Origin of the sequence: Streptomyces triticagri (genome assembly GCF_003429565.1) — a bacterium.
Classification (GTDB): Bacteria; Actinomycetota; Actinomycetes; order Streptomycetales; family Streptomycetaceae; genus Streptomyces; species Streptomyces triticagri.
This window is the reverse complement of sequence record NZ_QUAK01000078.1, coordinates 1-18,273: the sequence shown is the minus strand read 5'-3', so window position 1 is coordinate 18,273 and position 18,273 is coordinate 1. Positions and strand designations below refer to the sequence as shown.

The following is an 18,273-nucleotide window of genomic DNA, read 5'->3' as shown; positions in this document are numbered from 1 at the left end:
AGGCGGGCGCTGCCGGCGAACGCGACGCCCTGGCCCGGCTCGCCGCCCTGTCCGCCGGCCTCACCCTGCTCGGCGCCGGCCTGGTCACCGCCGCCCACCGCGGCTCGCTCGCCTTCCGCGCCGGGCGGCCGGACGGGACGGCCGAGCGCGCGCCGCGAGGCCGCGAAGATCGGGAAGACGCCCCTTAGAGTTCCTCCGGTGGACTACCCGAACGATCAGCACCCCGGCGCACCCGTGCGGGCCGGCGTCCCCGACCACGGCCGCATTCCCAAGTACTACGCGGTGAAGACCCATATAGCCGCCCTGCTGGGCGAGTTGGGCGAGGGGGGCCTGCTGCCGACCGAGCGGGATCTCGCCGAACGCTACGCGGTGTCCCGCGAGACGATCCGCCAGGCGCTGCGGGAGCTCCTGCTCGAGGGCCGGCTGCGCAGGCTCGGCCGCGGCACCGTGGTCGCGGGCCCCAAGCTCGAGCAGCCACTCGCCCTGGCCAGCTACACCGAGGGCGTGCGCAGGCAAGGGCTGCGCCCCGGCCGGAGCCTGACCACCCTCGACCGGTTCCCCTGCCCCGAACCGCTCGCCCGCGAGATCGGTGTCGAACGCGGCGAGCCCGTCTGGCACCTGGAGCGCGTGCTGCTCGCCGACGACGAGCGCATGGGCCTGGAGAGCACCTACGTCCCCGTCGCCCGAGTCCCGCACCTGGACAGCGACTTCGACCCCGACTCGTCCTTCTACAGCTATCTCCGTGACCGGCTCGGCATCGTCTTCGGCGCCGCCGACGAGCGCATCGAGACCGTGCTCGCGACCCCGCGTGAGGCCCTCCTCATCGGCACACCTCCCGCCCTGCCGATGATCCTGCTGCACCGGGTGTCCAGGGACGGCGAGGGGCGCCGGCTCGAGCGGGTGCGCACGCTGTTCCGCGGCGACCGCTTCAGCTTCACCACCCACCTCGGGTAGCCGCGCGAGTCGGCCGACGGCGCGAGTCGGTCGGCGGCGCGACTCGGGTGGGCGCGACCAACTTCCGGCCCCAGCGCCTTGGTTACGGATGGATAACGGGTCTGGGCCAACCTTGGGTGCTCGTTCACCCCCGCGTCACCGTCCGGACCGGATCGGGACACCGGTCGCGAGGAGCGTGGCCGCCGTGAGAGTCATCGTCGTAGGAGCCGGCGTGGTGGGGACCATGCACGCCTGGCACGCAGTGGAACGCGGCCACCAGGTCGTACACATCGAGCGGGAGCGGGAGGCCAGGGGCGCGTCCCTGCGCAACTTCGGCCAGATCTGGGTCAGTGGGCGCGCGGGCGGAGCGGAGCTCGAGACCGCGCTGCGCGCCCGCGATCTGTGGGAGGGCATCGGCGCCCGGGTGCCGGGACTCGGCTTCCGGGCCAACGGCTCCCTCACACCGGTCCGCACCGAACGCGAACTGGCCGTCGCGGAAGCGGCCTCGGCCCGTGACGACGCGCCCGCCCGCGGCTACAAACTGCTCACCCCGCAGGAGGCCCGCGCCGTCAACCCGGCGCTGCGCGGCGACTTCGAGGCCGCCCTGCACTGTGAGCGGGACGCCGCGGTGGAGCCCCGTACCGCCCAACTCGCTTTGCGGGAAGCGCTCTTGGCGTCGGGCCGCTACACCTTCCTGCCGGACCGTGAGGTCCGCGACGTGGTGGGGGAGCAGGCCGTACGGGACGATCACGGCGAGGTGTACACCGGCGACGCGGTGGTGCTCTGCACCGGCGCCGCGCTCGGCGGGCTGGTCCGGGAGCTCGCCCCCGGGATTCCGGTGCGCCGCGTACGCCTGCAGATGATGCAGACCGATCCGCTCGGCGAGCCGCTGCCCACCTCGGTCGCCGACGCCGACAGCTTCCGCTACTACCCGGCGTACCGCTCACCCGCGCTGGACGAGCTCAACGCCGGACAGGCCCAGCCGCCGACCGCCGCCGCCCACCGCATGCAGCTCCTCATGGTGCAGCGCAGGGACGGCGGACTGACCATCGGCGACACCCACGAGTACGAACACCCCTTCGCCTTCGATGTGTTGGAGGACCCCTACGAGCATCTGACCGCGGTCGTCGAGTCGTTCCTCGGCCGGCCGCTGCCGCGGATCACGCGCCGCTGGGCCGGGGTGTACGCACAGTGCACCGACCCGAGCCGCGTGGTGCACCGGCAGCAGGTGCGCGACGGCGTGTGGCTGGTCACCGGCCCCGGCGGGCGCGGCATGACCTGCTCGCCCGCGATCGCCGAGCAGACCGCCGACGAGCTGAACTGGTGAGGAACATGACCACCGGAACCCAAGAGCACACTCCCGAACCGACCTTGGTCGTCCTCGACATGGCCGGCACCACCGTCGCCGACGGCGGCCTCGTCGAGCACGCCTTCGCCCGCGCCGCCGGACGCCTCGGCATCGAGCCCGGCAGCCCCGAGCACACCGAGCAACTCGCCCACGTACGAGCCACCATGGGCGAATCGAAGATCACCGTCTTCCGTGCGCTGTTCGGCGACGAGCAGAAGGCGCAGACGGCGAACAAGGCCTTCGAGGAGGCCTACGGAACGCTCGTCGACGGCGGTCGCATCGCGCCCGTGCCCGGCGCCCGCGAGACGATCGAGACGCTCCAGGAGGCGGGCCGCACCGTGGTGCTCACCACCGGCTTCGCCCGCGTCACCCAGGACGCCATCCTGGATGCACTCGGCTGGCGCGATCTGGTCGGTCTCACCCTCTGCCCCGCCGATGTGGGCGGCCGCGGCCGGCCGTACCCGGACCTGGTCCTCGGCGCCCTGTTGCGTACCGGCGCGGCCGACGACGTGCGGCGGGTGGCCGTCGCCGGCGACACCTCGTACGACATGCGCTCCGGGCGCAGCGCCGGAGCCGGCCTGGTCGCCGGGGTCCTCACCGGAGCGCACGACGCCGGCACCCTGCGCGCCGCCGGCGCCACCCACATCCTCGACTCCGTCGCCGAACTCCCTTACGTGCTGGGCCTGATGGGCGGCGCATCGCAGGGAGCGGACCGGTGAGCGCCGCCCCGGCCGCAGCAGCGGTCCGCGCCGCCGAGGGAAAGCCGGACCTCGCGCACAGCGGCATCCGCATCGACGGCGTCACCGTGGCCTACGACCGGAACATCGTCCTCGACTCCCTCGACCTCACCGTCGAACCCGGCGAGGTGATGGCGCTGCTCGGCCCGTCAGGTTCCGGCAAGACCACCGCCCTGCGCGCTGTGGCCGGATTCGTACGGCCCGTGGCCGGGCGGGTGTTCCTCGGCGACCGGGACGTCACCGACCTGCCGCCGCACCGGCGCGGCATCGGCATGGTCGTCCAGCAGTACGCGCTCTTCCCGCACATGAGGGTCGACGAGAACGTGGCCTTCGGCCTCCGCGCCCGGAAGGCCCCCAAGGCGCGGATCCCCGAACAGGTCGCCGAGGCCCTGGAGATGACCGGCATGGCCGGCTACGCCCGGCGCTACCCGCGCGAACTCTCCGGCGGCCAGCAGCAGCGTGTCGCCATCGCCCGGGCACTCGCCATCCGGCCCGGCGTACTGCTCCTCGACGAGCCGCTGTCCGCACTCGACGCCCGGCTGCGCAGCGGCATGCTTGCCGAACTCGCCCGCCTGCACCGCGAGTTGCCCGATGTCTCGATCCTCCATGTCACCCACGACCAGGTCGAGGCGCTCACCCTCGCGGACCGGATCGCCGTCATGGACCAGGCCCGGCTCCGGGACTGCGGCACCCCGCAGGAGCTCTACCGGCGGCCCCGCACCGAGTTCACCGCGTCCTTCGTCGGCAACGCGAACCTGCTGCCGGTCACCGTCACGGACGAGGGCGTCGACCTCGCGGGCCGGACGCTGCGGATGCCCACCGGCGAGGCGGCCGCGGGCGCCGGCGCGACCCTCTGCATACGCCCTCATCTCATCGGGCTCGGCGACGGGCCCAATGCACTGCGCGGCGAGGTCGTCGAGATCCAGTGGCAGGGCGCCACGCACCGGCTCCACGTGGACATCGGAGGGCACCGACTCAAGGCGGATCTACGGGAGTTGAAGCAGCCGCCGGCGATCGGGGACACGGTCACCCTGCACTTCGCGGCCCAGGACGCGGTGCTGCTCGGCTCGGGGGTGGGCGATGGCTAGCACGGTCCTGAAGCCGCGCGAGAAGGCACCGGACATACCGCCGCCCGGGCGTGCCCGCACGGTCCCCGGCCCGCTCTGGGCGCTGCCGCCCGTCGCCCTGCTCGCCGTCTTCTTCCTCTATCCGCTCGCCCTCGTCGTCGAGCAGTCGCTCGCGCCCGACGAAGGCGGGACGTCACTCGAGCCGTACGCCGAGGTGTTCGCCTCCGAGGCGTTCCGGGAGGCACTCGGCACCACCGTGTGGCTGGCCGTCGGATCGACCGCCGGCTGTCTGGTGCTCGGCTTCGTCCTGGCCCTCGTCATCGCCTTCGTGCCGTTCCCGGGAGGGAGGGCCGTCGCCAAGTTCATCGACGTCTTCCTGTCCTTCCCGTCCTTCCTCATCACGCTCGCGCTGCTTTTCATCTACGGGACCGTGGGCATGGCGAACGGACTGTGGACCGACGCCACCGGGGCGGCCACCGGGCCCTTCCAGTTCCTGTCCACGCCGTGGGGCGTGCTGCTCGCGGAGGTCACGTACTTCACGCCGTTCGTGATGCGGCCGCTGCTCGCCGCGTTCTCGCAGCTGGACACCGCACAGCTGGAGGTGGCCTCCTCGCTGGGCGCGCGGCCCGCGCGGATCGTGCGCAGGGTGATCCTGCCCGAGGCGCTGCCGGCCCTGGCGTCGGGCGGCAGCCTTGTCCTGGTGCTCTGCCTCAACGAGTTCGGCATCGTGCTCTTCACCGGCGCCAAGGGCGTCACCACGCTCCCGATGCTGGTGTACGGCAAGGCCATCCTCGAGTCCGACTATCCGGCGGCCTGCGTCGTCGCCGTCGTCAACATCGCGATCTCCGTGGGCCTCTACGGTCTCTACCGGGTGGTGAGCCGTCGTGCTGGTGCATAGCCGCAAGGGCAGGTGGGCCGCCTGGGCGGTGTTCTTCGTCCTCTTCCTGCCGCTGTTCGCGCTGCCGCTCCTGGTGATCGTCGCGGCCTCCTTCTCGACCAGCTGGTCCGGGGCATTTCCGTCCGGGCCGACCGGCGGTCACTATGCCGCGGCCACCCGCGGCGAGTCCCTTGAGGCCCTCACCACCAGCCTGGTCACCGCCGTGACCGCGAGCCTGCTCGCGCTGACCGTGGGCAGCTGGGCCGCGCTGGCCGCGGCGAATCTGAAGAAGCGCGGAAAGGCGGTGCTCGACGCGCTGTTCGTGCTGCCCGTCGCCGTGCCGTCGGTGGTGGTCGGGCTCGCCGTCCTGGTGGCCTTCTCGCAGCCGCCGTTCCTGCTGAACGGCACCCGCTGGATCGTGATCCTCGCCCACACCCTCCTGGTCACCGCCTTCGCCTACCAGTCGGTGTCCGCCGCCCTGACCCGCCTCGACCCGGCCTTCGAACAGGCCGCGGCCTCGCTCGGTGCCCGCCCCGGACACGTACTGCGCCGGGTGAAGCTGCCCCTCCTGCTGCCGTCCCTGAATGCCGCCGCCGGGCTCTGCTTCGCCCTGTCCATGGGGGAGTTGAGCGCCACGATGATGCTCTATCCGCCGGACTGGATGCCGCTGCCCGTGCAGATCTACACGGCCACCGACCGCGGTGCGCTCTTCACCGGGTCCGCCGTCGCGGTGGTCCTGATGGGCAGCACGCTGCTCGTCCTGCTCGCCGTGTCCCGGATCCGCACCAGAGCCTCGTACCGCTGAGCCGGCCGCCGTCTCCGTACCGCACGTCCGTCCACCACCCCCGTACACCGCCCCTCTCTGCCGAGGAGACATCCCACCCATGCGCGCCAGAACGCTCGTCGCCGTCGTCGGCGGCCTCGCCCTCACCGCCTCCCTGACCGCCTGCGGCGGCGACTCCGCCGCCTCCGACAAGAATGTCGTCACCGTCTACAGCGCCGACGGCCTCAAGGGCGAGGACGGAAAGGGCTGGTACGACCAGGTCTTCGAGGACTTCGAGAAGAAGACCGGGATCAAGGTCAAGTACGTCGAGGGCGGCTCCGGGGAGATGGTGCAGCGCGCCCTGCGCGAGAAGTCCAACACTCAGGCCGACGTCATGGTCACCCTGCCGCCCTTCATCCAGCAGGCCGCCGGCAAGGGCCTGCTCGACCCCTACGAGCCCAAGGGCTCCGAGGCGGTGAACGGCGCCGACAAGGCCGCCGACGGCAGCTGGACGGCCCTGGTCAACAACTACTTCTCCTTCGTCCACAACAAGGACGAGCTGAAGCAGCCACCCGCCACCTGGGAGGAACTGCTCGACGCCAAGTACCGGAACAGACTGCAGTACTCCACCCCCGGAGTCGCCGGCGACGGCACCGCCGTACTCATCAAGGCCATGCACGACTTCGGCGGTGAGCGGCCCGCCATGGACTACCTGCGCAAGCTGCAGTCCAACAACGTCGGCCCGTCCTCCTCGACCTCCAAGCTCGCGCCGAAGACCGACAAGGGCGAACTGCTGGTCGCCAACGGCGACGTACAGATGAACTACGCCCAGTCCAAGTCGATGCCGAACCTCGGCATCTGGTTCCCCAAGAAGCAGGGCGGAAAGCCCACCACCTTCGCCCTGCCGTACGCCGGCGGCCTGGTCAAGAACGCCCCGCACAGCGAGAACGGCAAGAAGCTCCTCGACCACATGCTCGGCGCGGCCGCCCAGAAGCAGGTCAGCTCCATCGGCGGCGGCTTCCCGGCCCGCGCCGACATCAAGCCCACCGACCCCAACGCCGTGGAACTCACCAAGCTGATGGACGGCGTGGAGATCTTCGAGCCCGACTGGACCGACATCGAGAAGAACCTCACGGACTACGTCGACGCCTGGAAGTCCGCCACCGACAGCTGACCGGCCGGCCGACCGATCCCGGGCTGTGGACGACCGGACCGTCCACGGCCCGGGCACCTTAGGATCGGTCGAACGAGAGACCGTAGCGCGCGACAGCTGATGTCGAACGACGGACAACGACGGACGCAGGGCGGAGAACTACCCGTGGCAGACCGCAAGCCGATCGAATCCTGGCTCACCGACATGGACGGCGTCCTCATCCACGAAGGCGTGCCGATCCCCGGGGCCGAAGCCTTCCTGAAGAAGCTGCGCGACTCCGGCAAGCCGTTCCTCGTGCTGACGAACAACTCCATCTACACGGCCCGTGACCTGCACGCCCGCCTGCTTCGCATGGGCCTCGACGTCCCCGTGGAGAACATCTGGACGTCCGCACTCGCCACCGCCAAGTTCCTCGCCGACCAGCGCCCCGGCGGCACGGCGTACGTCATCGGCGAGGCCGGCCTCACCACCGCCCTGCACGACATCGGATACGTCCTCACCGACGCCGACCCGGACTACGTGGTGCTCGGCGAGACCCGCACATACAGCTTCGAGGCGATGACGAAGGCCGTCCGCCTGATCAACGACGGCGCCCGCTTCATCTGCACCAACCCGGACGAGACCGGTCCCAGCCTGCAGGGCCCGCTGCCCGCCACCGGCGCCGTCGCGGCCCTGATCACCAAGGCCACCGGCAAGGACCCGTACTTCGCGGGCAAGCCCAACCCGCTGATGATGCGCACCGGACTGAACGCGATCGGCGCCCACTCCGAGTCCAGCGCCATGATCGGCGACCGGATGGACACCGACGTCCTCGCGGGCCTCGAGGCGGGCATGCGGACCTACCTGGTGCTCACCGGCCTGACCAAGCCCGACGAGGTCGAGCGCTATCCCTTCCGGCCGTCCGAGACGGTGGACTCCATCGCGGACCTGGTCGACCGCATCTGACCGCCCGGCGACCGGCCCGGACTCACCCGATCGGCTGCGTCCGGGCCGTGCCGCCGCTGCTCCGGATGCGGGACCGGCCGCGCGGGAGGAACCTCGGAGTGTCTGGAGGTTCACGATGCGCAGTTCCGCGCTTACGTTCTGTGCCGCCACTGCAGTGGTCGCACTGACCGCCCCACCCGCGATATCCGCCCAGCCCGCGATATCGGCCGCGAAGGCCGACCCGGCCGGCACCGTCCGGCTCAGCCCGACCGAGCCCACCCCGGGCAGCCAGGTGAGGCTGCAGGTCACGGGTTGCGACGGCAACACGGGCGCCGCCAAGTCCCGCGCCTTCGTCGCCGACGCCGCACTCACACAGCCGGAGGACGACCAGGACGCCCCGCTCACCGGCGAGGCCACCGTCCGGTCCACCGCCCGCCCCGGCGGCTACCGCATCACCGTCAGCTGCGACGGAGAGGTCAAGGCCAAGGGCACCATCACGGTCGTCGCCAAGGACAAGGGCAGCGACCGGGACGAGGACAGCGACCGGGACGAGGACCGGGCCACTCAGCAGCAGATCAAGCAGTCCCAGTCACCGGCGCCCTCACCCACCGCCCCGGTCCGCGCGGGCGGCGGCGGCACCGCCGAACTCGCCGCCGGGACCGCCGCCGAGAGCGCCACTCCCGAAGGCCCCGGCACCCGGCACGCCGTGATCGGCCTGCTGCTCGCCTCGGCCGCCGCGCTCGCCGTCACCGGCCGCCTCGCGAGCCGGCGCCGACGACCGGAGTAGGCGGCGCCCCAATGGCCGAGGAACGCGCATCCGGCAGCGGCCGGCTGCTGACCGGAGTGGCCTGGGCGGTCCTCCTCGTCGGCCTCTGGCTCTGGGGCCGCGAGCTCACCGACGCCCCCGGCAGCACCTCGGCGCCGACCACCGGCGACGTCGCCGCCGTGGGCCGCCCGTTCGGCGCCGAACTGCCGCCCGCGCACAAGCCGTTGGACGCCGCCCGCCCCGACCGCGTGGACATCCCCGCGATAGGGGTGAAGGCCCCGGTGGTACGGCGTGGGCTCGACGCCGACGGCGCGGTGGACCCGCCCCCGTACGCCCGGTCCGACGCGGTCGGCTGGTATGGCGCGGGCACCCAGCCCGGCTCCGAGGGCACCGCGCTGCTCGTCGGACACGTGGACACCGAGACCGAGCCCGCCGTCTTCTACGACCTGAGCGCGCTCGAGCCCGGCCAGCAGATCCGCGTGACGCGCGCCGACGGCTCGCTCGCCGAGTTCACCGTCGAGGACGTCGCCGTCGTCGGCCGGGACTCCTTCGACGCGCAGAAGGCCTACGGCAAACAGAAAGCGGACCGTGCCGAACTGCGCCTGATCACCTGCGGCGGCACCTTCGACAGCGCCACCCGCACCTACAGCTCCAATGTGGTCGTCTCCGCCTACCTCACCGGCGACGGCGAAGGCGACTGACCCGCTCAGGGCCGTGCGCTGCGGTGGACGGCACACGACGTCCGCGTAACAGCTCACCTACGATGCGCCCGGGGCGACCGGCCTGGCCTCGTGGTGCTGAGGACACCTATGTCAGGATTGGGCCTTAATACAGTGCACCCAAGGGGGAGTGGATGTACGGCAGCGATGACCGCCGTAGGCGCAGGACCCCGGGTCGTGGGTGGAAGGCGGGAGCAGTGGCCGTGGGGGCGGCCCTGATGCTCTCTGCATGCTCCTCCTCGGACGATCCGGAATCGGACAAGTCCAGCAAGCCGGTGAAGCAGCAGCCCAAGGGCGAGGACCCCTACTGGGTCAACCCGGACAGCAAGGCCGCCAAGCAGGCGGCCGAGTACGAGCAGAGCGGTGACAAGGAAAAGCTCGAGCAGGTCAGAAAGATCGCCGAGCAGCCCGCGGGCGAATGGATCCTTCCGGAGAGCGCGGAGGACCAGGCCAGGGGCTTCACCGAGGCGGCCGAGAAGGTCGACCGCGAGGCGATCCTGGTCCTCTACAACATCCCGCACCGCGACTGCGGCCTGTACTCCAAGGGCGGCGCGGCCGACGGCAACGAGTACCGCACGTTCATCGACAACGTGGCGAAGGGAATCGGCGACCGCCACGCGACGGTCATCCTCGAGCCGGACGCACTCCTGCACCTGGTCGACGGCTGCACGCCGGACCAGTACCACGAGGAGCGCTACGACCTGATCAAGGGCGCCATCAAGAAGCTCAAGTCCCTGAAGAACGCCAAGGTGTACCTGGACGGCGGCAACCCGGGCGCGGCCAAGCCGGACTCGTACTACGAGCCCCTGCAGTGGGCCGGCATCGACCAGGCCGACGGGTTCGCGGTGAATGTCTCGAACTACTACACCACCAAGGAGTCGATCGCCTTCGGCAAGGAGCTCTCCGCCAAGGTGGGCAACAAGCCGTTCGTCATCGACACCAGCCGCAACGGCAACGGCCCGTACACCGGCGGCAATGCGGACCAGCGCTGGTGCAACCCGCCCGGCCGCGCGCTCGGCGAGGCACCCACCACCAAGACCGCCGACAAGGAGGTCGACGCCTACCTGTGGATCAAGCGTCCCGGTGAGTCGGACGGCGAGTGCCGCGGCGGCCCCAAGGCGGGCGAGTGGTACGACGACTACGCCATCAAGCTGGCGGAATCCAGCAACTGGTAGCCGTCACCGAGCAGTTGATCCGCAGCAACGCCTGAGGGGCGCCTCCCGGCCGGGAGGCGCCCCTCGGACATGTGCGGTGTGCGTGCCTACGGCACCTCGACCCAGACGGCCTTGCTCGGCGTGCCCTGGTCGTCCGTGACGAACAGCATGTACCAACCCGGCTGCACCAGGTTCTTGTTGGTCGGCATGGTGACCTCGATGCCGCCGCTCGTCTTCTTCAGGCCGAGCTCGATGGACCGCTGGTCGATGTCGGTGACATGGGTGGAGGCGCTCGGCTTGATCAGCCTCGCGTTCTTGATCGACGAGGCGTGCTCGGTCTTGAACGTCGCCGAGTCACCCCGCTTGATCGACTTCGGCCCGCCGGACAGCGTCGGCTGCGACCCCTGGTAGAGGTACGGCGGCGTGTACATCTCGATGCGCTGCTCGAACTTGCCGGGCTTGGTGTTGGCCTTGTCCGAGTAGAGCGAGTCGGAGCCGAAGACGACGACCCGGCCGTCGGGCAGCAGGATCGAGCCCGAGTGGTAGTTGCGGCCCACCAGGGGGTCGGCCACCCGCCGGAACTCGTTGGTCTTCGCGTCGTACATCCGCGCCTCGAGGATGTTGGAGTCGCTGCGGCCGCGGTAGTCCTCGGAGCCGCCGGTGACGAGCACGTCGTCGTTCGGCAGGATCGAGGACTGCGGGTAGCGGGTGCCCTTGTCGAACGAAGGGCCGTCCTTGAAGACCGGCTTGTCGTCCTTGAGGTCGATGATGCGGGTCTTCTCGCTGGACTTCTGCGACTCGCCGACACCGCCGCCGCCGACGACCATGAATCGCTCGTCCTGCGCGGGCGGCAGCATGACCGTGCCGGCCGTCTCCATCAGCTTCGGGTCACTGAGCCCGCCGATGTTCGTGAACTTGTCGTTCTCGAAGTCCCAGATGCCGGGCTTGCGGCCGACGTTGTCCGGGCCGTAGCCGGCGTTGGCGCCCGAGTAGAAGAGCTTGCCGTTCGGCAGCAGGAAGACCGCCGGGTACGTCGGGAACTGCTTCTCCTGCTTGACGTACTTCCACTTCTTGGTCTCGGGGTCGTAGACCTCGTTGCGGTTGCCCGGGACGACCTGACCGATGTCGTCCAGCCCGGAAAGGGCGAGGATCTTGCCGCTCTCCAGGGTGGTGAGCGTCGGGTACCAGCGCGCCTCGTTCATCGGGTCGACCGTGATGTACTTCTCGGCCACCGGATCGAATTCGTAGGCGTCCTTGATGCCCTGGAAGTCCTTCTTGTCCAGGGCGAGCTTCTGGGCGATGCCGTACGTGTTGCGCGCGTCGGCGCCCTTGAGGCCCTGGATCCGGTAGTTGTCCTCGGTGCCGGTCTCGTACTTCTTGCCGCGCTTGGCGGCCTCGACGTAGACCCGCTGGATACCGGGGTCGTTGCGGATGAACTTGCCGGTCGCCTTGTCGAAGACCCGCTTCGCGCGCGGGACGATGATCGAGTCCTTGGCGACGAACGTCTTGCCGTTCTTCTTGCCGGTGAACTTCGTGCCCGCCGGAATCGTCATCGGCTTGTCCGGCTCTTCGTTGTGCACGATCATCAGGCCGCCGGCCTTGGTGACGTCACCCTCGAGCTTCTCGTAGCGCCGGGTGCCGCCCGCGACCAGGAGCTTGCCGTCCGGCAGCTGGGTGTGGCCGGTGCAGAACAGGTCGTTCGGCGTGCTGATCGTCTTGAAGGTGTTCTTGTCCGGGTCCCACAGGACCGTCTTGAACTTCTTCGCGTCGAAGTTCCGCTCGTCGTTGCCCGAGCCCGCGACGAGCAGCACCTTGCCGGTGTGCAGGAGCGCCGCGTGGATCGTGTTGAGCCGGAATTCCTCGGGTATGTTGACGACTTCCCATTTGCCGTTGTCGGCTTTGTACTCAGGTCGGTTGATCTTGTACTCGTGGTACTGCTCCGAACCGAACCGGTACAGCGCGGGTCCGTTCATCCCGGCCAGCGCCACGACCACCGCCGCTCCGATCGCTATCCGGCGAGCCCGGCGACGACGGCTGGAACGGTCTTTCACTGCTTACCCCGATTTGCCTCGTAGTGATGTGCCTGATGCTGCGGTACGACCCCGCCGGGCGGGCCGTCGGCCCGTGGCGGAAGCCCCGGCCGGCCGTGGCCCTGCTGACCCCCTGGCTGCCGCGCGGAGCCGCCCACGGCGATCTGCATGGTCTGATCGGCCGCGGCCCAACTGGGCTTCGCCTGCGGGGCGTGCGCGCCGGAGGCTCCCGGACCGGGCTGCTGCGGCAGCGCGTTCGGATCCGCGGCGTCGGGCGCTCCGGACGTGGGCCCGCCGCGCTTGCGTTCCTTCTTCTCCTTCTGCCAGGCGTACTGCCAGAGGATGATCGGCGCCGCGGTGATCAGGAGGGCGAGCGAGGCCCAGATGATCATCGCCGGGTGGGCGTTCCCGTAGTAGAAGGAGGCACCCACCGAGCCGCCGAAGACCAGGATGAAGAAGAGATGGATCCGGAACGTCCCGAAGAGGGTGTCGGGGCTCGCGGACTCGCCCTTCGGCGTCACCACGAACTTGCTCTTGCGGCGCAGCGCGGCATCGAGCAGCGAGCGGGCGTAGACCGGCGCGGACATCGCGGACATCGCCATACCGGCCACACCGCCGGAGCCCTCGGGCTCGTGCGGCGAGACGTTGTGCCGGCGGTTCCAGATGTAGAGGCCGATCTGGAGCGCGGAGGCGTTGCCGTAGAGCATCAGCCAGATGGTCGGGTCGATGTTCACACCCGAGGCGCCGAGGCCCAGGAACAGGGCGCAGCTGAGTGCGGCCAGGATCCAGTTCAGGGCGGACATCGGGTAGAAGATGACCATCATCGTGTAGTTGAAGAGCCGGCCGGGCGGCAGCGAGAACGGCGCCTTCCAGAACTGCTTGAGCAGCGTCTCGTAGGTGCCGCGGGACCAGCGGAGCTGCTGGGTGAAGAAGTCCGTCCAGGCGTTCGGGCCCTCGCCGACGGCGAGCACGTCGGGGGTGTAGATGGACTTCCACTTCTTGCCGGTGACCGGGTTCTTGGCGCGGTGGATCTCGAAGCCCGTCGCCATGTCCTCGGTGATCGAGTCGTACAGGCCGCCGATCTGCTTGAGGGCCTTGATGCGTACGGCGTTGGACGTGCCGACGAACATCGGGGAGCCGTAGGCGTTGCCCGCGCGCTGGATCAGGGCGTGGAAGAGGAACTGCTGGGACTCGGCGGCCTTGGTGATGAAGTTGTCGTAGTTGCCGTAGACCTGCGGGCCGATGACGAAGCCGACGTCCGGGTCGCGGAAGAAGCCGAGCATCCGCTCCAGGTAGTTGGGCAGCGGCACGTGGTCGGTGTCGACGGAGGCGAAGTAGTCGTAGTCGTCGCCGTGCGCGTCCAGCCAGGCGTTGTAGTTGCCGTGCTTGGTCTTGGCGCGGTGCGGGCCCTTGGCCTGGTTCCACTTCGCGACGCCCTTGCGGGAGAAGTGGTGCACGCCGAGGCGCTCGCAGACCTCCTTGACCGCGGGGTCGTCACCCTCGTCGAGGAGCCAGATGTGCAGGAGTCCGCGGTGCCGGATCTTGACCGCGGCCTCCAGCGTCTTCGTGACCATCTCCAGCGGCTCCTTGCCGGGCACGAAGGAGGTCATGAAGGCGACGCGGGTGCCGGTCTCGGGCACCACCGGGATGGGGTCGCGGGCGACCAGGGTTGCATGTGCGTTCGACAGGACGTTCATGCAGCGGAAGAACTCGATCAGGCCGATCGAGACGAGCATCACGACGTCGAGGTGTTCCAGATACGCGTTCGGGACGTAGTCGCGCTTGGTCCAGTGCTCCGGCTGCAGCAGCCAGGCGAGCAGGACGAGGGAGAGCAGCGGAGCGGCGCCGAGCATCAGTGCCGCACGTATCCGGTGCGTCTCCTGGGACAGCAGCGAGCGGTACTGGACCTTGTACGGCTTGTTCCGGTCGGGCTGGGTGAGGGGGCCGGCGAGCCGGCTGTAGTGCTCGTAGTCGTACCGAGGCAGCGCCTTCTTCAGGCGCAGGAAGCCGCCGGTGCGATTCGGTGGCACCCGCAGCTGGGTCGTCTGAGACGGGTCCGGGTTCTGCCGGGCGCCCGTCGGCGTCGACGTCATGAGTCATCCCCCCGCACGCAATCCCTTGCGTGTTCGTTGGTCCTTCCGTGCGCTCGGGTCCCCCTCGACCGTCACGCACGCATCAGTGGTCGGCCACCGCTTCCCACATCCCTCAGGACATGAAAAGACAACCTTCCGGTTGCATGATGCCCCGCCCCGGAGTCCGTTCACGAACGGGGCCCCCTCCCCGTGCGCTTCACGAACGGCAGTGCCGCGTGTCCCGCCCCCCAGTCCCGGGTCTCACGCAACGCCCGCCCCATGAAAGGCAGTAGCCCCCATGTTCCAGCAAGGGTTCTACGACCTACATCATGATCGCAAGAGCTCCCCCTGAACCGGTGGTTCACCCCCCGGGCCTCCCACTATGCCGCTGTGGCACAGCCGTGTGGCCGGGATCGACGGCCGGTGCGGGGGAGCCCGGCCGTGCACGAATGGTACCGAAGTGCTCGTGAATCGCCTGCCCGGTCCGGGGACGTCCGCTCAGGGAGCGCGCCGGCGCCGTCGGGACGTGTCTGGATACGACGAAGGCCCCTCGCTTCCACGAGAGGCCTTCATCNGACGTGTCTGGATACGACGAAGGCCCCTCGCTTCCACGAGAGGCCTTCATCCGTCTGTGCGCCGTCAGGGACTCGAACCCCGGACCCGCTGATTAAGAGTCAGCTGCTCTAACCAACTGAGCTAACGGCGCCTGCTGACTCGGAGAACTCTACCCGATCCCGGAGGGTGCCCCGTCCACCCGGCGGTCGGTCCCGCCACCGCCCGGGCGGGCTCCCGCGAGCCTGCCCGGGCGGGCGAAATGGCGGTCCGTCAACATGCGGTGTCCGCCCGTGGTTGAGAAACTGACGCCTGTGCAGATTCGCCATGATCCGGTGCGGTGGAGCGGGAAAACATGGGGCCGTCGAGGGCGGTCGGTGTGCGGTGGATTCTCCGGACGTATTCCGGGACGAATTCGCGGACGGATTTTCGGGCGGTGGTCCGGCGTGAATTTCTCCGGTACGGGGTGCGAGGTCGGGACGCTGCGATGGCCTTGCGGTGACTGGACAGGCGGTATCGGTCCGGAGTGTGCGGGAACGGCGCTGCTCGATATTGCCGACCACCCGTCCGGTGAATCCGCCTCCAGGTTTCCCGGCGGCTCGTGTCGCCTATCACGAGCGCATTACGGACGGCGCGGGCGGACTCGTGGCACGGTCCACGATCGGGCGGCCCCGTACACCCGTCGGCGCAATTCTGCCGCGGTCGGCGGCGGGGCGGGAACAGTACGGACGGGACGTACGGCGGCGGCACGCACGACGGAGGCAGGGCACCGATGACCACGATCACCGAGCGGTTCGACGACGGTCGCTCAGGCACCGACGACAACGAGGCATCCCGGCGCGAGGCTGTCGGTTCGCCGGGGGAGTCCGTGGCGGGGGCGGACCACCTGCCTGCTGCCGGGCTCGCGCGTGTGTCCGTGCCCGAACCCGAACCCGATTCCGATTCCGAGTCCGTGAACGGCGCCGATTCCGTGAACGACGCCGACGCCGACGCCGGAAGCAGGGGCGAACGCGCGGCCGGCGACCGGACGGAAGGATCCGCGGAGGGCGCGGTCGAGGGCCGGCGCGGCGGCAGGCGGTCTCGCGCGGCCCGGCTCATCCAGAACGAGGCGACCACCGAGATCCCGGTCCATCTGCTCTTCCGCGACGATCCCGGCGCGGTGCCGGTACGCGTCGGATCGGCCGCCACGGGCGGCGCCGCTGCCGCTCCGAGCGCCGGCGGCGATGCGACGGCGGGGCCCGGTGGGGGCAGCGGAATCCCCTGGTACGGCCCGCGGGGCGCGGTCCGGCACCCGCGGCCCGCGGTGCCGCCCTCGCTGCGGGTGCCGCCCGCGTACGCCCAGCCTGCGCGGCAGACGCCGCCGGTGGACACGTCGATCGCCGAGGAGGAGGGGCCCTCGCTCTCCGGTTCCGCCGCGGCCGCCGTGGGGGCCGCGGGTCTGGTCGGCTGCCTGGCCGGATTCTGGTGGGCCGGAGTGCTGCCGCCGCTCGCGATCCGGCTCGCGCGCCTGCCCGTACTCGAAGGCGCCGGGCTCGGCCCGGAACAGTGGGCGCTGATCGCGGGCTCCGGTGCGCTCTCCCTGTTCTCCTTCGGCGGTCTCGGCCGCGGACGGGTGGGGCGGGCCTGGGTCCTGTCGTTGTTCGGGCGGTACCGGGGGACCGTGCGCCGTACGGGACTTGTGTGGCTGAATCCGTTTCTTCGCCGGCGCCGGATCGATGTCCGGCTGCGGCACTGGCACAGCGAGCCGATGCCCGCGGTGGACGCCCACGGGGTGGCGGTGCGCGCCGTGGTGCTCGTCTCCTGGCGGGTGAAGGACACCGCGCGGGCCGCGCTCGCGGTCGAGGACCACGCCACCCATCTGCGGGAGTGCCTGGAAGCCGCGACGGCCCGCGTCCTGTCCCGGCTCCCCATGGACGCCCCCGCGGCGAGTCTGCTCGGCGACCGCACCCCGACATTGCGCGACGCCGAAGCCGTAGGTGACGCCCTGACCCGGATCCTGGTCGCCGAGGCGGCACCGGCCGGCATCGAGGTGTTCTCGGCCCAGCCGACCCGGATCGAGTACGCACCCGAGGTCGCCGAGGCGATGGACCGGCGGCGGATCGCCGACTTCGAGGCCCGGCACCGGGAGACCGCCCTTGCCCAGGTCGTCGACTCGGTGGAGGACACCGTGAGCCGGCTCACCGGTCGAGGTCTGGTCGATCTCGACGACAGCGAGCGCAAGGCGCTCGTCAAGGACCTGACCGTCGCGTTCTGCACCGGCCAGGGCAGCGATCGCTGACGCCCCGACCGTGGCTCCTGTGTCCGGGGTGGCCTCGGGTGTCCCTGAAGGCCCTGCGCTTGAGGGGTGAACACCGGGCGTACTGCGGGGAGTCAGCGTCCGGAAGTAAACCCTCCATTGGTATGGACATGTTCAACGCTCACCCATAATCTGAACTTGGTCTAGACCGCAGCACTCCGGCGCCTCAGAGAATCCCCACATTCCCCATGAGCACAGGAGCTTCACCATGCGTAAGCGGCTCTACGCCGGCGCTGTGGGCCTCGCCACGGTGGGTGCGATAGCACTCTCCACCGGCGGTGCCAGCAGCCACGGCTACACCGACTCCCCCATCAGCAGGCAGAAGGCCTGTGCCAACGGCGACGTCACCGGCTGCGGCGCCATCCAGTACGAGCCCCAGAGCGTCGAAGGCCCCAAGGGCTTCCCGGCAGCCGGTCCCGCCGACGGTGAGATCTGTTCCGCGGGCAACGAGGGCTTCGACCCGCTCAACCAGCCGAAGGCCCCGAACGGCGACGACTGGCCCACCACCAAGCTGACCAGTGGTCAGGACCACACGTTCCGCTGGCAGTTCACCGCCCGGCACAGCACCTCGGACTTCCAGTACTACGTCACGAAGGACGGCTGGAACGAGAACGAGCCGCTGACCCGGGACGCCCTCGAGCCCGCGCCGTTCCTCACGCTGCCCTACGAGGGTCAGCCGCCGGCCACCCTGGAGCACGTCGGCGCCCTGCCCTCGGGCAAGTCCGGCCACCACGTGATCCTCTCGGTGTGGAATGTCGCGGACACCGGCAACGCCTTCTACGCCTGCTCGGACGTCACGTTCTGACCCGTCCTGCCCGTGCCCGGAGGTGAACTTCCCCCCACGCCGTCACCTCCGGGCGCCTGAGGGGGCCGCGCGCGCCG

The 18,273-nt window shown here is 70.2% G+C and carries 16 protein-coding genes and 1 tRNA gene; 14 read left to right on the top strand and 3 right to left on the bottom strand.

The window, feature by feature from the left end; translation table 11 throughout:
- The 12 genes from DY218_RS34220 to DY218_RS14445 form a co-directional block, all read left to right on the top strand.
- Nucleotides 1-188: hypothetical protein (locus DY218_RS34220; protein WP_158574033.1), on the top strand; the 188-nt coding region annotated here is incomplete at its 5' end.
- 10 nt (nt 189-198) lie between these two features.
- A complete protein-coding gene (locus DY218_RS14495; RefSeq protein WP_128556427.1) occupies nt 199-954 on the top strand; it encodes a GntR family transcriptional regulator in 756 nt (251 codons plus the stop codon).
- A gap of 184 nt (nt 955-1,138) precedes the next feature.
- Nucleotides 1,139-2,260 carry a TIGR03364 family FAD-dependent oxidoreductase gene (locus DY218_RS14490; protein WP_128556426.1) on the top strand — a complete coding sequence of 374 codons (1,122 nt, stop codon included), beginning with the start codon at nt 1,139-1,141 and terminating at the stop codon, nt 2,258-2,260.
- A gap of 5 nt (nt 2,261-2,265) precedes the next feature.
- The gene (locus DY218_RS14485) at nt 2,266-3,000 is read left to right on the top strand and encodes a phosphonatase-like hydrolase (RefSeq protein WP_128556425.1); all 735 of its coding nucleotides are present in this window, start codon (nt 2,266-2,268) and stop codon (nt 2,998-3,000) included.
- Complete coding sequence (locus tag DY218_RS14480; protein WP_128556424.1) at nt 2,997-4,106, top strand: ABC transporter ATP-binding protein; 1,110 nt, start codon at nt 2,997-2,999, stop codon at nt 4,104-4,106. The genes DY218_RS14485 and DY218_RS14480 overlap by 4 nt, the downstream gene beginning before the upstream one ends.
- Nucleotides 4,099-4,983: a 2-aminoethylphosphonate ABC transporter permease subunit gene (locus tag DY218_RS14475; RefSeq protein ID WP_128556423.1), complete on the top strand. Its 885-nt coding sequence runs from the start codon at nt 4,099-4,101 to the stop codon at nt 4,981-4,983. Before DY218_RS14480 ends, DY218_RS14475 begins: the two co-directional genes overlap by 8 nt.
- Entirely contained in the window at nt 4,970-5,767 is a 798-nt protein-coding gene (locus DY218_RS14470; protein ID WP_128556422.1) for an ABC transporter permease, read from the top strand. Before DY218_RS14475 ends, DY218_RS14470 begins: the two co-directional genes overlap by 14 nt.
- Nucleotides 5,768-5,846: 79 nt before the next feature.
- A complete protein-coding gene (locus DY218_RS14465; RefSeq protein ID WP_128556421.1) occupies nt 5,847-6,899 on the top strand; it encodes a 2-aminoethylphosphonate ABC transporter substrate-binding protein in 1,053 nt (350 codons plus the stop codon).
- 144 nt (nt 6,900-7,043) lie between these two features.
- On the top strand, nt 7,044-7,823 hold the full coding sequence (locus tag DY218_RS14460) for an HAD-IIA family hydrolase (protein ID WP_128556420.1): 780 nt from the start codon (nt 7,044-7,046) through the stop codon (nt 7,821-7,823).
- A gap of 115 nt (nt 7,824-7,938) precedes the next feature.
- Nucleotides 7,939-8,589, top strand: a complete 651-nt coding sequence (locus DY218_RS14455; protein WP_128556419.1) for a hypothetical protein — start codon at nt 7,939-7,941, stop codon at nt 8,587-8,589.
- An 11-nt stretch (nt 8,590-8,600) separates the two neighbouring features.
- Nucleotides 8,601-9,269, top strand: a complete 669-nt coding sequence (locus DY218_RS14450) for a class F sortase (RefSeq protein WP_128556418.1) — start codon at nt 8,601-8,603, stop codon at nt 9,267-9,269.
- Nucleotides 9,270-9,421: 152 nt separating this feature from the next.
- Nucleotides 9,422-10,462, top strand: coding sequence for a glycoside hydrolase family 6 protein (locus tag DY218_RS14445; RefSeq protein ID WP_128556417.1), 1,041 nt, complete (start codon nt 9,422-9,424; stop codon nt 10,460-10,462).
- A gap of 86 nt (nt 10,463-10,548) precedes the next feature.
- Here the strand turns inward: DY218_RS14445 and glxA are convergent, their stop codons facing one another.
- The 3 genes from glxA to DY218_RS14430 all read right to left on the bottom strand — a co-directional run bounded on the left by glxA (nt 10,549) and on the right by DY218_RS14430 (nt 15,249).
- Nucleotides 10,549-12,492, bottom strand: coding sequence for a radical copper oxidase GlxA (glxA, locus tag DY218_RS14440; RefSeq protein WP_128556416.1), 1,944 nt, complete (start codon nt 12,490-12,492; stop codon nt 10,549-10,551).
- Nucleotides 12,489-14,564 (bottom strand): glycosyltransferase family 2 protein, encoded by a 2,076-nt coding sequence (locus DY218_RS14435; protein ID WP_128556415.1) that lies wholly within the window; start codon nt 14,562-14,564, stop codon nt 12,489-12,491. The genes glxA and DY218_RS14435 overlap by 4 nt, the downstream gene beginning before the upstream one ends.
- A gap of 611 nt (nt 14,565-15,175) precedes the next feature.
- Nucleotides 15,176-15,249, bottom strand: a tRNA-Lys gene (locus DY218_RS14430).
- 618 nt (nt 15,250-15,867) lie between these two features.
- On the opposite strand from DY218_RS14430, the gene DY218_RS14425 reads away from it, so the two are divergent.
- Nucleotides 15,868-17,373, top strand: a complete 1,506-nt coding sequence (locus DY218_RS14425; RefSeq protein ID WP_199566731.1) for an SPFH domain-containing protein — start codon at nt 15,868-15,870, stop codon at nt 17,371-17,373.
- A 226-nt stretch (nt 17,374-17,599) separates the two neighbouring features.
- The gene (locus DY218_RS14420; protein ID WP_128556414.1) at nt 17,600-18,196 is read left to right on the top strand and encodes a lytic polysaccharide monooxygenase auxiliary activity family 9 protein; all 597 of its coding nucleotides are present in this window, start codon (nt 17,600-17,602) and stop codon (nt 18,194-18,196) included.
- Nucleotides 18,197-18,273 lie beyond the last annotated feature (77 nt).